Origin of the sequence: Undibacterium sp. (genome assembly GCF_030683615.1) — a bacterium.
Classification (GTDB): Bacteria; Pseudomonadota; Gammaproteobacteria; order Burkholderiales; family Burkholderiaceae_D; genus Undibacterium; species Undibacterium umbellatum.
The window spans coordinates 101,964-121,088 of sequence record NZ_JAUXQE010000011.1; the positions used below are offsets into that span (position 1 = coordinate 101,964).

General features: G+C 51.6%; 15 protein-coding genes. 11 read left to right on the forward strand and 4 right to left on the reverse strand.

The features are described from left to right. Positions 1–4 precede the first annotated feature (4 nt). The 3 genes from Q8K39_RS07240 to Q8K39_RS07250 all read right to left on the reverse strand — a co-directional run bounded on the left by Q8K39_RS07240 (position 5) and on the right by Q8K39_RS07250 (position 3,996). A complete protein-coding gene (locus Q8K39_RS07240; RefSeq protein ID WP_305259045.1) occupies positions 5–862 on the reverse strand; it encodes a metal-dependent hydrolase in 858 nt (285 codons plus the stop codon). A gap of 84 nt (positions 863–946) precedes the next feature. Next, a complete protein-coding gene (locus Q8K39_RS07245) occupies positions 947–1,744 on the reverse strand; it encodes a helix-turn-helix domain-containing protein (protein WP_305259047.1) in 798 nt (265 codons plus the stop codon). A 155-nt stretch (positions 1,745–1,899) separates the two neighbouring features. Beyond that, entirely contained in the window at positions 1,900–3,996 is a 2,097-nt protein-coding gene (locus Q8K39_RS07250; protein WP_305259050.1) for a TonB-dependent siderophore receptor, read from the reverse strand. A 296-nt stretch (positions 3,997–4,292) separates the two neighbouring features. Here Q8K39_RS07250 and Q8K39_RS07255 point away from each other — a divergent pair, with 296 nt between their 5' ends. The 7 genes from Q8K39_RS07255 to Q8K39_RS07285 are packed head-to-tail and all read left to right on the forward strand — an operon-like array spanning position 4,293 to position 13,551. Continuing rightward, entirely contained in the window at positions 4,293–8,021 is a 3,729-nt protein-coding gene (locus Q8K39_RS07255) for a nitrate reductase subunit alpha (RefSeq protein WP_305259051.1), read from the forward strand. Continuing rightward, entirely contained in the window at positions 8,018–9,571 is a 1,554-nt protein-coding gene (narH, locus tag Q8K39_RS07260; protein ID WP_305259053.1) for a nitrate reductase subunit beta, read from the forward strand. The genes Q8K39_RS07255 and narH overlap by 4 nt, the downstream gene beginning before the upstream one ends. Before the next feature lie 30 nt (positions 9,572–9,601). After that, entirely contained in the window at positions 9,602–10,282 is a 681-nt protein-coding gene (narJ, locus tag Q8K39_RS07265) for a nitrate reductase molybdenum cofactor assembly chaperone (RefSeq protein WP_305259055.1), read from the forward strand. A 2-nt stretch (positions 10,283–10,284) separates the two neighbouring features. Next, on the forward strand, positions 10,285–10,968 hold the full coding sequence (gene narI, locus Q8K39_RS07270; RefSeq protein WP_305259056.1) for a respiratory nitrate reductase subunit gamma: 684 nt from the start codon (positions 10,285–10,287) through the stop codon (positions 10,966–10,968). A 47-nt stretch (positions 10,969–11,015) separates the two neighbouring features. Further along, on the forward strand, positions 11,016–11,759 hold the full coding sequence (locus Q8K39_RS07275) for a peptidylprolyl isomerase (RefSeq protein WP_305259058.1): 744 nt from the start codon (positions 11,016–11,018) through the stop codon (positions 11,757–11,759). Positions 11,760–11,781: 22 nt separating this feature from the next. Beyond that, complete coding sequence (locus Q8K39_RS07280; protein WP_305259060.1) at positions 11,782–12,240, forward strand: hemerythrin domain-containing protein; 459 nt, start codon at positions 11,782–11,784, stop codon at positions 12,238–12,240. Between the two features lie 9 nt (positions 12,241–12,249). Continuing rightward, complete coding sequence (locus tag Q8K39_RS07285) at positions 12,250–13,551, forward strand: hypothetical protein (RefSeq protein WP_305259061.1); 1,302 nt, start codon at positions 12,250–12,252, stop codon at positions 13,549–13,551. A gap of 12 nt (positions 13,552–13,563) precedes the next feature. Here Q8K39_RS07285 and Q8K39_RS07290 read toward each other — a convergent pair whose 3' ends face one another. After that, positions 13,564–15,675, reverse strand: coding sequence for a TonB-dependent siderophore receptor (locus tag Q8K39_RS07290; protein WP_305259062.1), 2,112 nt, complete (start codon positions 15,673–15,675; stop codon positions 13,564–13,566). A gap of 206 nt (positions 15,676–15,881) precedes the next feature. Between Q8K39_RS07290 and Q8K39_RS07295 the strand changes: the two genes are divergently transcribed. The 4 genes from Q8K39_RS07295 to Q8K39_RS07310 all read left to right on the forward strand — a co-directional run bounded on the left by Q8K39_RS07295 (position 15,882) and on the right by Q8K39_RS07310 (position 19,098). Further along, positions 15,882–16,277, forward strand: a complete 396-nt coding sequence (locus Q8K39_RS07295; RefSeq protein WP_305259064.1) for a hypothetical protein — start codon at positions 15,882–15,884, stop codon at positions 16,275–16,277. Between the two features lie 65 nt (positions 16,278–16,342). Next, positions 16,343–17,209: a PhzF family phenazine biosynthesis protein gene (locus tag Q8K39_RS07300; RefSeq protein ID WP_305259066.1), complete on the forward strand. Its 867-nt coding sequence runs from the start codon at positions 16,343–16,345 to the stop codon at positions 17,207–17,209. 131 nt (positions 17,210–17,340) lie between these two features. Further along, the gene (gene moaA / locus Q8K39_RS07305) at positions 17,341–18,381 is read left to right on the forward strand and encodes a GTP 3',8-cyclase MoaA (RefSeq protein ID WP_305259067.1); all 1,041 of its coding nucleotides are present in this window, start codon (positions 17,341–17,343) and stop codon (positions 18,379–18,381) included. A gap of 33 nt (positions 18,382–18,414) precedes the next feature. Further along, a complete protein-coding gene (locus tag Q8K39_RS07310) occupies positions 18,415–19,098 on the forward strand; it encodes a carbonic anhydrase (protein WP_186952289.1) in 684 nt (227 codons plus the stop codon). Positions 19,099–19,125 lie beyond the last annotated feature (27 nt).

Sequence of the window (19,125 nt, forward strand, 5' to 3'; positions counted from 1 at the left end):
ACTCTCATGCTTCAGCAGGTTTTCCTATTTCCCTGTAGCTGGCAACTTGCTCTGTCAGCCATTGCCTGGTCAGATGCAGATTGTCACGCTCCCAGGGTTGGAAGCCGGGTTTGAAATAAGCCAGGTAATGTGGCAGCGAAAACCACAGCAAACCTCGTGGACGCAGGCAGTATTTGAGCGCCTGCCACCAGGTCCTGGGTTTGAATAATTGACCATCGCGATACAGGCAATGTGAGGTTTGTACGAAAGTATCAAAGCTGAACAACATGCTCACATACAAGAACCAGGCTATACGCCGCAGATAGCCGCCACCTATTGCATGATAGGCGTCAAAGGCAACAGACTTGTGTTCGGTCTCTTCTATGGAATGCCAGGTCCACAGGGTTTTCAGCGGTTCTTCTGCATCACCTATCCAGCATGGTTCACTCAAAGCGCCGTCGGCAAAAATAGCTGTGAAATGCTCATAGGCGATTGTGACGGCGAGATTGCTTTTAACGCCCAGCCTGGCAGCACTGCGTATGCGCCATTTGACGAAAGGCTCAATGAAATAGCTCAAGCCTTGCGTATTCAGATGCTGGTTGTATTTTGCGTGGATATGGCGATGGCTTGCTTCCTGGCCTATAAAACCCCTGATTTCTTCTTTCAATTGCTCGTCTTTGAGCAAGGGCAGGGCTGCCTTGACGCTATCGATAAAATATTGTTCACCCAGCGGGAAGCTGAATGACTGTGCGTTGAACAAGTGTGTGCGGAAAGCATCTCCACCCAGCCAATGACGTGAAAAACCCTGGGACAGGTCGATTAATAATTGGCGTACTTGCAAGGGCTGGCGTGTATGGTTTTTCTCTTCATTGGTATTCATCATGTTTTCCATCGCTGTGATGAAAAACAGTCTAAACAATTAGCCTGGTTCTTACTTGTACCTAAGCGACAAATTTGTACCGACCCGTCAATCTATCATTAAAAAAAGCTTGTTGAAGTCTTCTTCTGACATCAGATAAATCCAGTAAGCAGGATCACGGCTACTGATTTTTTGCCTGAGTTGTGCTGGTGGTATGCCTGCCAGTTCTACATATTCCCTGTGCATGTGGGCCTGATCATAGTAACCGGTATCCTGGGCGATTTTGGTCAGGTCTCCCCAGACCACATCTGGCTTGATGATGTGGGGAAGGGAAAAACCGAACCTGACTATGCGTCTCACATCGCGCAGGGTGACCCCAAAATTTTCGCGTACCCTGCGCTCCAGTTGCCTTTGCCCTATGCCAAAATATTCAGATAATTCAAGTAAGGGAAAGAAGATTTTTTTGTGGGCGGCCAGAAATGCAGCACCCATGCTGCTCCTGGGCCTGTGATCCAGTACATCCAGCAAAAATTCCTGAAATAGCGCTACGATGGCACTGACGTCCTGTAATTCATCCAGTGCTTGCAAAAAGGCCTCAACACGTTCTGCCGCTACCAGGTCATGGAAGGGCAGGATATTACCTGCAATGCTGGCAACATTGATGCCCATAGCTTGTTGCAACATGCCAGGACGAAAACATACTGACAATGCCAGAGACTTGGTCTCATAGCGAACGTGAGTAGGCTCCATTACCGGGCCGCGTAGAAAGAAGCGGTCGGCGACTATCTCAGTTTGATCTGCTTGTATCACTACGCCACCGCCATGTGCGAACAGCATGATGGCAGGGCTCAGAGCGGCAGGCAAAAATGCTTCGCAAGCATCCAGTTCCACCACCAAGACATGCATGATCAATGGTGATAACTTTGGATGGGAGGAGAAAATCTGATATTGGATAGGTGTGTGCAAGGTATGGCTGAGGCGGATAGGATAGCAGGGGGCCGGGCGTTAATTTACTCAAAGCTGGCTGCAAACTGGTGTCAGTATCAAGCCAGACAGCAGTATTACATTTTATAAACTAACTGCAAATAGAAACTGCGTTTCGCCAGTGGTATGTCGTTCGGAATACTGCCGGGTGCAAGGCTGGGTTCACGCGCATCGGCATTCATGAGATTGCGTATGCTGCCGGAAACCTCCCATGCACCCGCATTGGTGCGCAGACTGAGATCGATAGTCTTGTAGTCTGCCACAGGTGGGCGCAGATCGCCAACAGTGCGTTTGCGTCCTGCTACCCAGTTGAATTGAGGGCTTAACATCCAGTCTTGTACAAACAGCCAGTCAGCACGGGCAAACAGATGGTGGTGTGGGGCATAACCTGCATCCTGGTTGGTGGTTTGGTCAATATTGCGCTGGTAGCTGTAATTGCCGTTCAAGCGCAGTTGGCGACTGGCTTGCCAGTTTAGCTCGATTTCCATACCCTGACCTTCCTGACTATTGGTATTCGCATACGAGCTACCTGTACCTCTGATGACATTGGGGACGGTACGTATCAGGTTTTTCATTCTGAACTGGAAAATATTGAATTTCGCGAGCAAGTCGTTGCGCACTTGCCAGACCAGGGCTGCTTCCAGGGTCTTGATACTTTCAGGCTGTATCGAAGGATTGCCGCGCTGGGCCGGGTTATTGATGCTATACAGCTCGGCAAACGATGGCGCACGGAAAGCCTGGCCATACATGAGTTTGGCTGTCAGGTTATAGGCGGCATCCCACACTAGTGCCAGGCGGGGATTGGTGGTACTGCCTACATCAGAATAGCGGTCATGCCTGAGCCCTGCAGTCAGGTTCCAGTCTGGAGCGAACTGCCATTCATCCTGAATATACACATAGTCAATCTTGCGGCTGTGGGGTTCCAGAAATGCCAGTGCGCCGGTATAGGTTTGCACGGCCCCTGCAGGCTGCGGCAGGCCTGCAGGCGTGACCTGGAAGTTCTTGAACTCAAAGGTGTCGTACATGTACAAGTCATCATGCCCAAGGCCGATACGCAATTGATGTCCAGGCCAGCCAGAATACACTGCAAAGGCAGAAGCGCGGATTTGCCTTTCCGATGTATTGGGCGAGCCTATGATTCCCTGGGGGAAATTGCCAGTCGGAAAAGTAACACCAGGCGGATACAACACCAGTGGCGCAGGAAGGCGTTGCAAGTATTTTGCATAACTGAGATTGAACCCCAGGCCCCAGTCGCGCAAAAAATGGCTGTCACTCCATGATAAATCCGATGTCAGACGCTGGCTCTGCAGTTTGCCTACCGGGTCCAGTGCAGAGGAGACCCCGGTCCCCGTACCCACGTTATCGCGCAGTAGGTAACTGCTGCGCCACCGCCATTTTTCGTAGCTCAGATCAAGATGGGCATCCACAGCTTCATGACCGTTATTCATGGGGCCGGGGGCCAAGCTGACGCGGGTGCCAAATACACGATCCAGGCCGGTTTGGGCATCTGCACTGATGATATCGGCATTGCCTGAGGTTTTGCCCGCACGTAAATAAGCGGCAACATCCACGCCGCCTATTTTACCGCCATGCTGCATCCAGACATCGCGCGTAGAAAGTGAGCCAGCATTGACACCGAGTTCTGTGCCCATTATTTCAGTTGAGTTTTTGGTGATGATATTGATCACGCCACTATAGGCGTCGGCACCGTACAGGGCAGAGCCTGGCCCGCGTATCACTTCTATCCGTGAGATGTGCTGCAAGGGATAGCTGCCCCACAGTCGCGATCTGTTACCAGTCAGTAGTACCGTCATCGGTACACCATTTTGCAGTACCAGAATTTGTGAGTTCAATTCGTTGATGATGCCACGCATCACATAGGCTGAAAAATGGTTAGCTCCGATTTTCTCTACGTGCATGCCAGCCACGCTTTCCAGGACCTGGTCAAGATCAGTTGCTCCCATGGCGCGAATATCGGCAGCCGTGATGACGCTGGTGACGGCTGGCGCCAGTCGCAAGGGTTTCTGGCTGCCGGTGGCAATACTGACAGTCAGTTTGTCACCATAGATGGCTTTCAGATCATCTTCTTCATCGAAATCTGCCCTGGCCTGCGTTGCCAGTGAAAACGACAAGAGCATTGCTGTCAGTAGGGCCTTGCGTTGCGGAAAATGCATCTCTCTTTCCTCTATCTGGGACTTGCCGATCTGCTTGTCAGGTAGTAAGTCAACTCGCTCAATTGGATATTGCCAGCTTTCCACGTTCTGGTACAGGCAATGTGGCGAGAGTGTTGCAATTGAGCTTTGCTGATCGTGCCCGCTCTAGTTCTTTCGACCTAGTTGCACTAGTGCCTATGCATGCTGTTTTGTATCGGACCGAAGAATGGGCGGAACGAGGGGCAGTGCGTAAGCTGACAGCATATTCAAAAAGAGTTTGCCGGGCATGTTCTGCCCACATGATATGGAGAAGCACAATGAGTCATTTTCTGGATAGATTGAAATTCATGTCCAAGGTGAAATCCACCTACTCCGACGGGCATGGCGCGGTTGTTGATGAAGACCGCAAATGGGAAGATGGCTACCGCAGCCGCTGGCAACATGACAAGATCGTGCGCTCTACCCATGGCGTGAACTGCACGGGTTCGTGTTCCTGGAAGGTGTATGTCAAGAACGGCCTGATTACCTGGGAAACCCAGCAAACTGATTATCCCCGTACCCGCCCTGATTTGCCTAACCATGAACCTCGTGGCTGTCCGCGCGGGGCATCGTATAGCTGGTATGTGTATTCTGCCCAGCGTGTCAAATATCCCATGATACGTGGCCGCCTGATGGAAATGTGGCAGGAAGCGCGCAAGACCATGGGGCCTATTGATGCCTGGGAATCCATCAGCCAGAATCCGGAAAAAGCCCGGCGCTATAAATCAGTGCGTGGTCTTGGTGGCTTTGTCCGCGCTGACTGGGATACCGCACAAGAAATCATTGCGGCAGCAAATGCCTTTACTGTCAAAAAATTTGGCCCTGACCGTGTCGTTGGATTTTCTCCTATCCCTGCCATGTCCATGGTGTCGTATGCGGCAGGTTCGCGCTACCTGAGCCTGATCGGTGGTGTCTGCCTGTCATTCTATGACTGGTATTGTGATTTGCCTCCAGCCAGTCCGCAAATCTGGGGTGAGCAGACTGACGTACCTGAATCCGCTGACTGGTATAACTCCACGTATCTGATGGTATGGGGTTCAAACGTGCCACAAACCCGCACACCGGATGCCCATTTTTATACCGAGGTGCGTTACAAGGGAACAAAAACCGTTGCCGTTTCCAGTGACTTTGGCGAGATGGTCAAGTTTGGCGATATCTGGATGGCACCCAAGCAGGGCACGGATGCCGCACTTGCCATGGCCATGGGCCATGTGATCCTGAAAGAATTTCACCTTGGTAACAAGTCTGCTTACTTCCGCAACTACGTCAAGCAATATACCGATTTGCCCATGCTGGTGCGCCTGGTAGAACGCAATGGCGGCATCGTGCCTGATCACATGCTGCGCGCTTCTGAAATGCCAGACAATTTGCATGAAGCCAATAATCCAGAATGGAAGACTCTGGCGATTGATGAAAGTACCGGCGAGATCGTTGCTCCGAATGGTTCCATTGGTTATCGCTGGGGCGAAGGCAAGTTTGATGAAGGTGCCAAAGTTGGCCGCTGGAATCTGGAAGCCAAGGATGGCAATACGGGCCGCGCAATAGATCCTTTGTTGAGTCTGGTAGGCCAGCAAGATGAAGTGGTCAGTGTCGCGTTCAATTATTTCGGTGGCGTTGATGCCAACGACATGATTTCCCGCAACGTCCCTGCCAAAAGAGTGCAACTGGCCGATGGCAGCACAGTGCTGGTGGCGACCGTCTATGACCTGACCATGGCCAACTATGGTGTCGATCAGGGGCTGGGTGGTGCCGTTGCTCATACTTATGACGACGATATTCCCTATACCCCGGCATGGCAGGAAAAACATACCAGCGTCAAACGTGATCTGGTGATACAGGTAGCCCGCGAATTCGCCCAGAATGCCCACGATACCGAAGGCAAGAGCATGGTGATTGTCGGCGCCGCGCTGAACCACTGGTATCACAACGATATGATTTATCGCGGCATCATCAATATGCTCATGATGTGCGGTTGCGTAGGCAAATCAGGCGGTGGCTGGGCCCATTACGTCGGCCAGGAAAAACTGCGTCCGCAGTTTGGCTGGGCACCGCTGGCCTTTGCCAGTGACTGGACCCGTCCGCCACGCCAAATGAATGGCACCAGTTTCTTCTATGCGCACACCAGCCAGTGGCGTCATGAAAAATTGCATGTGGATGAAATCTTGTCGCCGACAGCCGACAAGTCCAAGGTCAGCCACATGAGTATGATAGACATGAATGCCAAGTCTGAACGCATGGGCTGGTTGCCGTCTGCACCACAATTGGAAACCAATCCCCTGGATGTCTGTGATGCCGCAACTGCCGCCGGACTGGAACCGCAAGAGTATTTGAAGAACAGCCTGAAGTCAGGGGCCATCAATATGAGTTGTGATGATCCGGACAATCCCAAGAACTTCCCGCGCAATATGTTTGTCTGGCGCTCGAATATCCTGGGTAGTTCAGGTAAGGGCCATGAATACTTCCTCAAATATCTGCTGGGCACGCAAAACGCCTTATTCGATGATCCCGATGAAGCGGTGAAACCCAGTGAAGTCAAATTCCGTGAAAAAGCGGCAGAAGGCAAGCTTGATTTACTGACCGTGCTGGACTTCCGCATGAGCACGACTTGCCTGTATGGCGACATCGTCTTGCCAACTGCAACCTGGTATGAAAAAGATGACTTGAATACTTCCGACATGCATCCATTCATTCATCCCTTGAGTGAAGCCGTACAACCTTTGTGGGAAAGCCGCACCGACTGGGAAATCTATAAAGGTATCGCCAAGAAATTCACCGAAATTGGTGGTGATTATCTGGGTACTCGCAAGGACATTGTATTGCAACCGCTGATGCATGATACGCCAGGAGAACTGGGCCAGGCCTTTGAACCCAAGGACTGGAAAAAAGGTGAGTGCGATCTTATCCCGGGAAAGACTGCGCCAAATTTCGTCGTGGTTGAACGCAACTACAAAGACATCTACAAAAAGTTTACTTCTATCGGCCCCTTGCTGGACAAGCTGGGGAATGGCGGCAAGGGCATCAACTGGAATACCGAGCATGAAGTGCATGAAATCGGCGGTATAACCAAAGTGGTGACTGAAGAAGGTGTCAGCAAAGGCAGGCCACGTCTGGAAACTGCCATTGATGCCTGCGAAATGATACTGACCTTTGCCCCGGAAACCAATGGCCATGTCTCGGTCAAGGCCTGGGAAGCACTGGGCAAGATCACAGGCCGTGATCATACCCACCTGGCAGTCGGGCGTGAACATGACAAGATACGTTTCCGCGATGTACAGGCACAGCCACGCAAGATTATTTCTGCGCCCACCTGGTCCGGCCTGGAATCGGAAGAAGTCAGCTACAACGCCGGTTACACCAATGTGCATGAACTGATCCCATGGCGCACACTGACCGGTCGCCAGCAGTTTTATCAGGACCACCGCTGGATGCTGGATTTTGGTGAAGGCATGTGCGTGTACAAGCCAGCAATCGACACCAAGACGGTAGCGCCGATGCTGAACAAGTCACCCAATGGTGAGAAAGAGATCGTCCTCAATTTCATCACACCGCATCAGAAGTGGGGCATACATTCGACTTACTCAGACAATCTGCGGATGCTGACTTTGAGCCGTGGTGGCCCGCATGTCTGGGTATCGGAAATTGAAGCGAAAGAGGCTGGACTGGTCGATAACGACTGGGTAGAAGTTTTCAATAGCAATGGCACTTTGACTGCCCGTGTCGTCGTCAGCCAGCGTGTGCCCAAGGGCATGTGCCTGATGTATCACGCACAGGAAAAAATTGTGAATACCCCAGGTGCAGAATTAAGTGGCAAGCGCGGTGGCATCCATAACTCAGTGACGAGAGCGGTATTGAAACCTACCCACATGATAGGTGGCTATGCACAACTGGCGTATGGCTTTAATTATTACGGTACGGTAGGTAGTAACCGGGATGAATTTGTGGTGCTCAGAAAAATGAAAAAAGTCGATTGGCTGGAAGGCAAGCTGGAAGAAGGAGCCGCATCATGAGAATACGCGCACAAGTAGGCATGGTGCTCAACCTTGATAAATGCATAGGTTGCCATACCTGTTCAGTGACTTGCAAAAACGTCTGGACCAGTCGCGACGGGGTGGAATATGCCTGGTTCAATAATGTGGAAACCAAGCCGGGCATAGGTTATCCCAAGGAATGGGAAAACCAGAAAAAATGGCAAGGTGGCTGGAACCGGACGCAGGCTGGCAAGCTGGAGCCAAAACAGGGTGGCAAGTTGCGCATTCTGGCGAACATTTTCGCCAATCCCAATCTGCCATCCATCGATGATTATTACGAGCCTTTCACCTTTGACTATGAGCGCCTGCAAAATGCGCCATTGTCCGAGACGCCACCAACTGCCCGTCCAATTTCTGTCATCACTGGCAAGAAAATGGAGAAGATAGTCTGGGGGCCGAATTGGGAAGATGATCTGGGTGGCGAATTCAGTTCGCGTAGCCGTGATGCCTTGTTTGAAGGTGTGCAAAAGGAGATGTACAGCACATTTGAAAGCACCTTCATGATGTATTTGCCACGCTTGTGCGAACATTGCCTGAACCCGGCCTGTGTTGCATCGTGCCCATCCGGTTCCATCTACAAGCGTGAAGATGATGGCATCGTCCTGGTTGACCAGGACAAATGCCGCGGCTGGCGCATGTGTATCTCTGGTTGCCCTTACAAAAAGATTTACTATAACTGGAGTTCGGGCAAGGCTGAAAAATGCACTTTCTGCTACCCACGCATAGAAGCCGGGCAACCCACGGTTTGTTCAGAAACTTGTGTAGGCCGTATCCGTTACCTCGGCGTCTTGCTGTATGACGCAGACAAGATAGAAGCGGCTGCATCCGTGCCAGATGAAAAGGATTTATACGAAGCCCAACTGGGTTGCTTCCTCGACCCGCATGATCCTGCAATCATTGCTGAAGCGCGCAAGCACGGCATACCTGAAAGCTGGATCACGGCTGCGCAAAAATCGCCAGTCTACAAAATGGCGATGGAGTGGAAGATTGCATTCCCTCTGCATCCTGAATACCGCACTTTGCCCATGGTCTGGTATGTACCACCACTGTCGCCTATACAAAAAGCAGCAGAAGCTGGCCACATGGGCATGAACGGCATTATTCCTGATGTGAAGTCACTGCGCATACCTGTCCGTTACCTGGCCAATTTACTGACTGCCGGCAAGGAAGAACCGGTGCTCAAGGCACTCGACCGAATGCTAGCCATGCGTGCCTACAAGCGTTCTGAAGTCGTGCATGGACAACTCGATCATGCAGTCTTGCAGCAAGTTGGCTTGACGGCAGAACAGGTGGAAGACATGTATCAAACCATGGCGATTGCCAATTATGAAGATCGCTTCGTGATTCCTTCTTCACACAAGGAAATGGTGGAAGACAGTTTCAATGAAAAAGGTAGTTGCGGCTTCACCTTCGGCAATGGTTGCTCAGGTGGTACATCGGATACTTCCCTGTTTGGCAAGAAGCCACAAGGCAGTGTGATCTTTGTCGACATGCCAAAATCGCGCAAAAAAATGTCGACGACAGAATAAGCCAGACCGATGACACAGAAAGGAAATCGTATGCAAATCTATCGCATCTTGTCTGCCTTGCTCAGTTATCCGCAAGCCGAACTGATCGCTGCTATACCCGAAATCAAACTGATACTGGCAGACATGCCCGAGTTTGACGAGCCACTGCAAGCACTCCTGGATGAATTGCAAGGCAAGCCGCTCATCAGGCTGCAAGAAAATTATGTCGCCAGCTTTGACCGCACGCCTTCCCAGGCCCTGCATCTGTTTGAACATATTCACGGCGAAAGCCGTGACCGTGGTCAGGCCATGGTCGATCTGATTGAAGAATACCGCCGCTATGGTTTTGAACCAGAAGCCAGTGAATTGCCAGACTATGTACCGCTGTTCCTGGAATTCCTGAGTCTGACCGATGAAGAAACCGCTGGCAAATTATTGGGTGATGCCATTCATGTCATCGCCGCCATAGGCATGCGCTTGCAACGCAATGACAGTCTTTATGCCAATGCCTTTCTCTTGTTGACGTTGCTGACCGACGTTGTGCCGCAAGAGCAGGGTGAACCACCGGTACGGGATATGGACGATGCCATGGAAACCTTTGGGCCAGGTGCAGATGGCGTGGAACCCCTGTTACGACCGCGGATGGGTAGCAGCCAGGTCGTCAATTTTTATCCGCGCCAGGGTAATTCCGGCGCAGCCAATGCCACTCCCAGACAATCATCAGTGAGCTGATCATGACTTATCTACATCAATTTATTTATGGGATCTATCCCTACATAGCGCTGGCCATTTTCCTGCTTGGCAGCCTGGTGCGTTTTGAACGCGAGCAATATACCTGGAAGAGCGATTCTTCACAGATGCTGCATGCAGGCAATCTGCGTCTGGGGAATATCCTGTTCCATATCGGTGTACTGGGTTTGTTCTTTGGTCATCTGGTCGGTTTGCTGACACCGGTTTTTGTCTGGGACAGCCTGGGTATCAGTCATGGTTTCAAACAAATGATCGCCATGGTCGCTGGCGGCGTGTTTGGTAGTCTGTGCCTGGTCGGTTTGCTGATTTTGATGCACCGCCGTCTGAGTGATCCACGCATTGCGGCGGTGACACGTACTGGTGACAAGGTTTTGCTGGTCTGGATTTTCATTACCCTGGTCCTGGGTTTGTCTACCATTGTTGAGTCTGCTAATCACAGGGATGGTCACATGATGGTCTTGTTGATGACCTGGGCACAGCATATCGTGACTTTCCGTGGTGATGCTGCTGAATTTATCGTGGCTGCACCCTGGTTGTTCAAGGCTCATTTATTCATGGGTTTGAGTCTGTTCGTACTGTTTCCATTTACCCGCTTGGTACATGTCTGGAGTGGCTTCGCTGCCGTGGGATATCTGGGCAGGGCCTGGCAATTGGTGCGCTCTCGTTAAGCGCGTAGTGGATATCAACATCTTGAAGAATGAGTGGGGAGAAAATCATGCCTGTCATCGTCAATGGCTATGAATTAAATGATACTGAGATGGAAAGCGAATTACCTGGACACCAGGATGCGCCAGATCCTGTAAAAAGTGCCATGACGGCATTGGTCTTGCGCCGTGTTTTGCTGGATGAAGCCAAAGCCCAGGGTTTGCAGGGAGATGATGAAATCATTATCGATCATTTGCTGGGAAAAGAAGTACTGGTTCCTTTTCCCGAGCGTGCAGAATGTTTGCGTCAGTATCATGCTCATCCTGAACGTTTTACTGTTGGTGAACTGGTGGAAGCCAGTCATATCTTGTTTCAAGTCACCAATGCCGTCGACCTGGACGCTCTGCGTTTGCATGCTCAAAGCGTGCTGGATGAATTGCTGGAACGTCCAGAACGTTTTGCCGAGCTGGCCCGCGCCAATTCGAATTGTCCTTCGGCAGAAGTGGGTGGCAATCTGGGGCAACTGAGCCGCGGGACGACCGTGGCCGAATTTGAGAAAGCCATCTTTGCTGCCAGCCCGGGCTGCATCATTCCTCGTCTGATAGAAACACGTTTTGGCTTGCACATCATTCAATTGGGCCGCAAGGCTGAGGGTAAACTGTTGGCATTTGATGAGGTGCAAACCCGCATTGCGACTGCCATGCATGCTGCCAGCCATCAGCATGCACTGCGCCAGTATCTGCAATTGCTGGTTGGACGCGCCAGTATTTCCGGTATAGAACTGCAGGGGGCAGATAGTCCCCTGCTGCAATGAGATCGCATTAAAAGGAAAGATGATGTCTCAGGCAATGAAGAAAATGGTCGCTCAACACATGGAATGTGATGAGCAATTGAATAAAGTGGAAACTGCCTTGCAGCGGAATGAACTTGCTGCAGCCGAAAGAAATTTCTGCCTGTTCAGCGAACAGTTGAATCAGCATTTCATGTTGGAAGAGGAGCGCCTTTTCCCTGCTTTTGAAAAGGCGACCGGCATGCGCGACGGCCCCACCACAGTCATGCGTGCCGAACATATCGACATTCGTGCCTTGCGCGATGAATTGGCGACAGCTTTGCAAGCGGGCGAAGTGACAGTAGCGCTGGCTGTGATTGATACCCTGAATGTCCTGATACAACAGCACAACGTCAAGGAAGAAAACATTCTTTACCCCATGTGCGGTGGCAGCGTGCCGGATCTGATGACGGCGCTGGGTTTTGGTGGTGGCTGCGGTGGTACTTGTTCTTGCGCAGCGACTTGAGCACTGGCTTTGCGCAGTATCCGCCTACTTAACTACGAACTCGCGCCATCACCTGCGACAATTTTCGGTTGCCTGTTACCCGCCCCCTGGCTCGGCATGCTGGCCGGTTTGCTGCTGGCACTGGCGCCAGGCTGGAACATGGCAGATGGCTTGCCATCACGATTTGCGCCATTGACACTGGCTATCACACATGGACTGGTGTTGGGCATGCTGGCACCCGTCATGATAGGTGCCTTGTTCCAGTTGATGCCTGTCGTTGGTGGCCAGACCGTGGCTGCGGCCCGCTGGCTGGCGGCATTTATTGCCCCGGTATCGCTACTGATTGCCCTCAGCCTGGGTGCAGGATTTTTATTTGGCATGAGCAGAGGTTTCATGCTTGCCGCCATCCTGGCGAGCTTGCTGTACGGTAGCGTAGTGCTGGCCTTATTGCACACAGGTTTGCGCATCATGGTGACAGATGCCAGCACGCGTACCTTGCGCTATATTGCACTGGCACTTGGCATGGTGATTGCTTGTGGTGTGGCACTGGCTGGCAGTTTTGCAGGCTGGTGGCAGCTGGATGTGCTGCACTGGCTGAATTTGCATGTGGCCTGGGGCCTTGTGGGCTGGATAGCTAGCCTGCTGCTGGCGGTGGCATCCACCGTTGTCCCCATGTTTTGGCAAAGCCGGCGGCCTGGTATCTGGTGGCAACGCAGCTTGCCCTGGTGTTTATGGCTTTTCTTGCTGTTGATGATCATTCCATCTTTGCAGGCCATGGCTATCCTGTTGGCATGCCTGTTACTGCTGGGGTTTGCCAGCCTGGGTCTGCATGCCATCTGGTATGCACGTCGCCGCTTTGATCCGGCATGGATACTCTGGCTGGTGGCAGCACTAAGCTGCGTGGGTGCGTGCAGCATGACCATCATACTGATCTTGTTCGCTGCCCATATCCAGCCAGCATGGCTAACCGGGCTGCAATGGTGCACCGGTGTGCTGGCACTGGTAGGTGGTGCTGTGCTGCCGGTGAATGCCATGCTGGGTAAAATCATCCCCTTTCTGGTGTTCCTGCATTTGCGCAAGCAAACACCTGCTGGACAGCGTGTGCCGACCATGCAAGAGATATTGCCGCCCAGACGCCTGCAATTGCAGGCGCGCATGCTATTATTGGCTTTGCTACTCTTATTTTTGCTGCCACTGGCACCCAATTTTCTTGCAGTTGCAGCTGGCCTGGCTTTCGCCATTTCACAGGGTATGCTGGCCAGCTTCTTGATGTTGGCCTTGCTGCGTTACCGGTCAGAATTGCAGAAACTGCTGTTTCGCAAGACAAGCTAAAGCCAGGCACAACTACATTTTATAAATCAGTTGCACATAGATGGACCTGGGAGCCATCGGCAAGTCATTCGGTATGGCCAAACCAGGTGCAATGCTCGGTTCGCGTATGTCAGCGTTCAATAGATTCCTGACGGTGGCTGTCCATTCCCATTTGCCGCGTTCACGCTGTGAGCGCAGGCTCACATCAACACTGGTGTAATCTGCAATCGCCGGGCGGGAATCACCAGCGGCGCGGCGACGGTCTGCCACCCAGTTCACTTGTGGGCTGAGGGACCAGCCTGGAATGATTTGCCAGTCTGCCCTGGTATACAAATGATGGTGTGGTGCATAGCCTGCATCAGCGCGTGTACTTTCATCGACCGAGTGTTGATAAGAATAATTGGCCAGGATCTTCAAATCCTTTTTTACATCCCATTGTAATTCGGCTTCCAGCCCGCGACCATTTTGATTGCCGGTATTGAAGTAAGTGGAACCTGTGCCAGGCGTGGGATTGGCGACCGCCCGGATAATATCCTGCATGTCATAGCGGAAGATATTCAGGTTCAGCAAGACATCCTTATTGGCTTGCCAGGACAGGGCTAGCTCAGTCGTGGCAATGCGCTCAGGCTTCAGATTGGGATTGCCGTTGGCAACAGGGTTGAGGCCGTAAGACTCATTGAAAGCTGGTGCACGGAAGGCGCGACCATATAAAAATTTCGCTGTCAGGTCATACCTAGCATCCCACACCAATGCCAGGCGCGGATTGGTAGTGCCACCAAAGTCCGAATAATGATCGTGGCGCAGGCCTGCCGTCATGGTCCAGTCCTTGGCCAGGTTCCACTCGTCTTGCAGATACAGGTAATTATTCTTTCTGCGGGTAGGCAGGATATGAGGTTGTATCTGGCTATAGTCCATGACAGGCCCGCTGGGGATCGGGATGCCAGCCGGGCTAAGCAAGAAATTCTTGATGGTCTGGGTGCGGTAGAGATTGACATCATCATGCCCAAGTCCCACACGCCACTGATGATCAGCCCATCCTGAGTAGCTGGCAAAGGCCGACAGGCGGAATTGTCTTTCCCAGCGCGAAGGGCCGCCTATCATGCCGTTGGGGAAAGTCCCGGTTGGTAATCTTGTCCCTGGTGGCAAGAGTTGCAGGCTGCTTTTTTCCGTATAGTATAAGAAGCTCAGAGTACTCCCAAGTGTCCAGTCTTTTGCGAAAGCCGCATCTATCCAGGACAGGTCACTGGTCAATCTTTCTGTCGTGGCACCACCACCAAAGTCGAGTGCCGACGATACTCCGGCCCCGGTTTGCAATTCTGTTCGGCTTAGCAGACTGGAACGCCAGTGCCAGTTGCCTGTGCTGAGGTCCAGATTGGCATCAACTGGATTAAAGCCTGTATGCACACTGCCAGGAGCCAGGCTGGCATTAGTAGAAAACAGCTTGTCATTTCTGGACTGTGCATCAGCAGTCAACACTTCTTTTTGACCATCGGTGGCACCAGCACGAAGATAAGCGGCAATCTTGAAGGGACCCCACTTCCCGCCATGCAATACCCAGGCATCACGGGTGCGGAAAGAGCCCACACCTGCACTCAAAAAAATGCCAGGAATTTCATCTGCCGTTTTGGTGATGATATTGATGACACCGGAAAAGGCATCTGCACCATACAATGCGGAGCCAGGGCCACGTATGACTTCAATTCTAGAAATATTTTCTACCGAAATACCATGCCACAGCATTTGGCCCTTGTCGCCAGTATATGAAGTGGTCATGGGGATGCCATTCTGCAATACCAGCATATGTGGATTGGTCACCCCGCCGCCGCCTATGCCGCGCATGATATACGCAGGGAAATAGACAATTGCGGCACGGCTTACATGCATGCCAGCGATGGTTTCAAGTACCTGATCAATGTCGGTAAAACCCTGGGCCCGTATATCTTCAGCAGTGATCACAGATGCTACCGCCGGAGCCCGTCGCAGGCTTTGTGCCTTGCCGGTGGCAATACTGATCATGGATTTATCGCCATATACCAGCGCCAGGTCTTCTTCTTCATTGACATCTGCTGCAATGGCTGAGCTACTTAGCAAAGTTAGTACAGAACTCATGGCCAGCAAGAGACGGAATGGGGATGGGAATGGCATGGTTTCTTGTGTTTTTGGCTCCAACTAAAGGAGTGTATATATTCTGATTGAGGTTAGCTTAATCCAGTCGTGGCAGACTATCAAGGTAAGTGCTACCGATTTGAGGAAATGAAACTGATTTACAACGACTGTAAAATATAGCGGAAAAGCAAATAGCCAGTGCTATCATATATTTCCATATTTGCCCTTTTTTCATGGTTTAAGAAATGATGCTTATCACCATCGTTGTCGCAGCTAGCTTGTTGATGCTGGCGGGGGTTTACAGTTTGTTCAATAGTTTGTTTTTGTCTCGAACCGGCCATTGTCCAAAAAACTGGAACAGACTCTGTTTGGGTAGCTTGTTGGCAGGACTGGTGCTGGGCCTGGCTTCCTGGCTGGGCACATTCTGGATGCTCTTACCATTTCCTAATATCGCTGGTGAGGGTTGGTTCGCCGGGTTTCCCTATATGGCAGTGTATATCGATGGCACTGGCTATCGCTATCAATTCAGTTTTACACGAATCAGTGTGATCGCCAATGCCGTGTTCTGGTTTTTGTTGCCCATGGCAGGCCTGCATGTTTATGGCCGGCACTGGCGTCGTCAACAGCAAAAGGCTGGTTGAGATTTCACTTTATCTTGGATGGTTCTTGCCTATACTGATGACACCAGCCAAACAGGGAGTCACAAGTGAAAAAACAAATTTTCCCGTTTTCCATGGTGGATGTTTTTGCCAGACAAACGCTGGCCGGCAACGGCCTGAGTATTTTTGTACTGGAGCAAACACTGTCCACCTATATGATGCAGGCGATGACCCGAGAAATGCGCCAGTTTGAGAGCATCTTTTTACAAAAACTGGAAACTCAGGCTAAGTGGCGTGCCCATATCTTTACGATGGAAGAAGAATTGGGTTTTGCCGGTCATCCCATTATTGGTGCTGCCGCTAGTTTGCATCAAGGTTTTCATCCTGAAGCTGAAACTGCAGAGTTCGAGTTTGTCTTGAATGAACGTAGTGTTTTTGCGCGCAGCAGGCAAGAAAATGGCAATTTTTTTGCCGAGATGAATCAGGGCAAAGCCAATTTCAATCAACCCTTGTCGAGTACCAGTACAGAAACATTTTTGAAGGCACTCAACCTGCATGCGCATGATCAGGTAGCGGAATTGCCTTTGCAAGTGGTGTCGACGGGCCTGCCTTATTTGATCGTGCCGATACAGCAACACCTGGACAAGGCACGTATCTGCCATGAAAAATTTGAAGCCTTGCTGGCAGGCGTGGGGGCAAAATTTGTCTACGTTCTTGATGTTAACCGCCGCGAAGGGCGCACCTGGGACAATGACGGCAGGGTTGAGGACATCGCCACCGGTAGTGCCGTCGGCGCGGCTGCGGCCTATCTGGTCAGGCACCAGCGCGCGCAGGCTGGTGATGCACAGATTTTTGCCCAGGGAGCATATGTACACCGTCCCAGCGAATTGCATGTGCGCGTGAATGCAGATGATGAAACTATTTTAGTGCATGGGCAGGTCTGCATGGTGGCCAAGGGCGAGCTTTACGTTTGACTGCAGGTCTGATTTTTCGTCCGCCATGGAAGTTGTCTTTTTGCCAGTGCAGGCATATCCCCCAAAAGAACTAGTCGTTCATGGCTTTGCGGCGAATTGTGTTGTGCCCTGTCTGCCACCACAATGCAGATATGGAAAATCCTGTCTACCTCAGCCATCCCGGTGCTCTGGCAAGCGCAAGCAGCTCGGCGGTACCGCCACTGGTGGATCGTTTTGGTCGGCGCGTGAGCTATTTGCGCCTGTCAGTAACAGATAAATGCGACTTGCGTTGCACTTATTGCATGCCCAAAGGTTTTTCAGGTTTTGCAGAACCAGAAAGCTGGTTGCGCTTCGATGAAATACAAAGGGTGGTGGCAGCTTTTGCCCGCATGGGCACGGCGCGCTTGCGCCTGACTGGCGGTGAACCCTTGTTGCGCAAGAATTTGCCTGAGCTGGTGCGGCAACTGGCACCGCTGCCTGGCTTGCAGGATATTTCCCTTTCCACCAATGCGACACAATTGCATAAACATGCCAGGCAATTGTATGCAGCGGGTGTCCGGCGTATCAATGTCAGCCTGGACAGCCTGGACAAAGCCTGTATGGAAAAAATAACCGGACGTGATAGTCTGGCCCATATCATAGCAGGACTGCAGGCTGGTAAGCAGGCAGGTTTTCATCCCATCAAATTGAACATGGTACTCATGCGTGGCGTGAATGACCATGAAGTCATGCGCATGGCCGAGTTTTGCTTTAAAGAAGGCTTCATCCTGCGTTTAATCGAAGCCATGCCCATGGGGGAAACCGGGCGCAATTCCCAATATATGGAAGTACAGGCACTGCGTGAACAATTGGTGGACAAGTTTGGCCTGGTGCCGCTGGCTGAAGAACTGGGGGGCGGCCCGGCACGTTACTGGGGCTTGCCAGATGGCAGCGGCAGCATAGGTTTTATTTCGCCGATCAGCCAGCATTTTTGCGCAAGCTGTAATCGTGTGCGCCTGTCAGTCGATGGCACTCTGTATATGTGCCTGGGACAAGATGAAAAACTGGCATTGCGGCCGCATTTGCGTGCCGGTATCGATGACGCCGGGCTGGATGCCTTGATACGTCAGGCAATAGAACTCAAGCCTGAACGCCATGAGTTTGCAACCCAGCCACATAAGATAATCCGTTTCATGTCGCAAACGGGGGGCTGAGAGTGGTGGTAATAACAGGAATGGGCTAGTCATATGGAAGTTAGAAACATCCACCAATTCATAGAAGGTTTTCAGCGTTTTCAGAGCAAGTATTTTGCTGGTACTGAACCCTTGTATGAAAGACTGAACCACGGGCAAGACCCCAGCACCTTGTTGATAGGCTGTTGTGATTCCCGGGTAGATCCAGCCTTGCTGCTTGACTGCGACCCTGGTGACATTTTCGTGATCAGAAATGTCGCCAACCTGGTGCCACCCTGCAATGAACTGGGGCACCAGCAAGGCGTCAGCGCGGCCATACAATTTGCCGTGGAAGCCTTGAATATCAAGCGCATCATTGTCATGGGCCATGAAAAATGTGGTGGCATACGCGCCCTGATGCAGGGGTATACACCCAGTCGCAAAATTGATTTCATAGGCCGCTGGATGAAAATAGTAGAACCGGTCAAGCAACAGGTGCTCAGTCAACTTGCCCATTGCAGTGCTGCCGAGCAAAATCGTGCCTGTGAAATGGGAGCGATACTGATGTCACTCAATAATCTGCGCAGTTTTCCCTGGATTTCAGAACGGGAGGCAAGGGGGGAGATAGCCTTGCATGGCTGGTATTTTGATATGAGTCAGGGCGCCTTGCTGGCTTATTCTGAACGCTCGGATGGCTTTCTTCCCATGGTATGTCCCCTGGGTATTGCGCATGCTGAGATGACGCATACAGACAAATAAGGCTTACACTATGGTTTTCGCTTCACT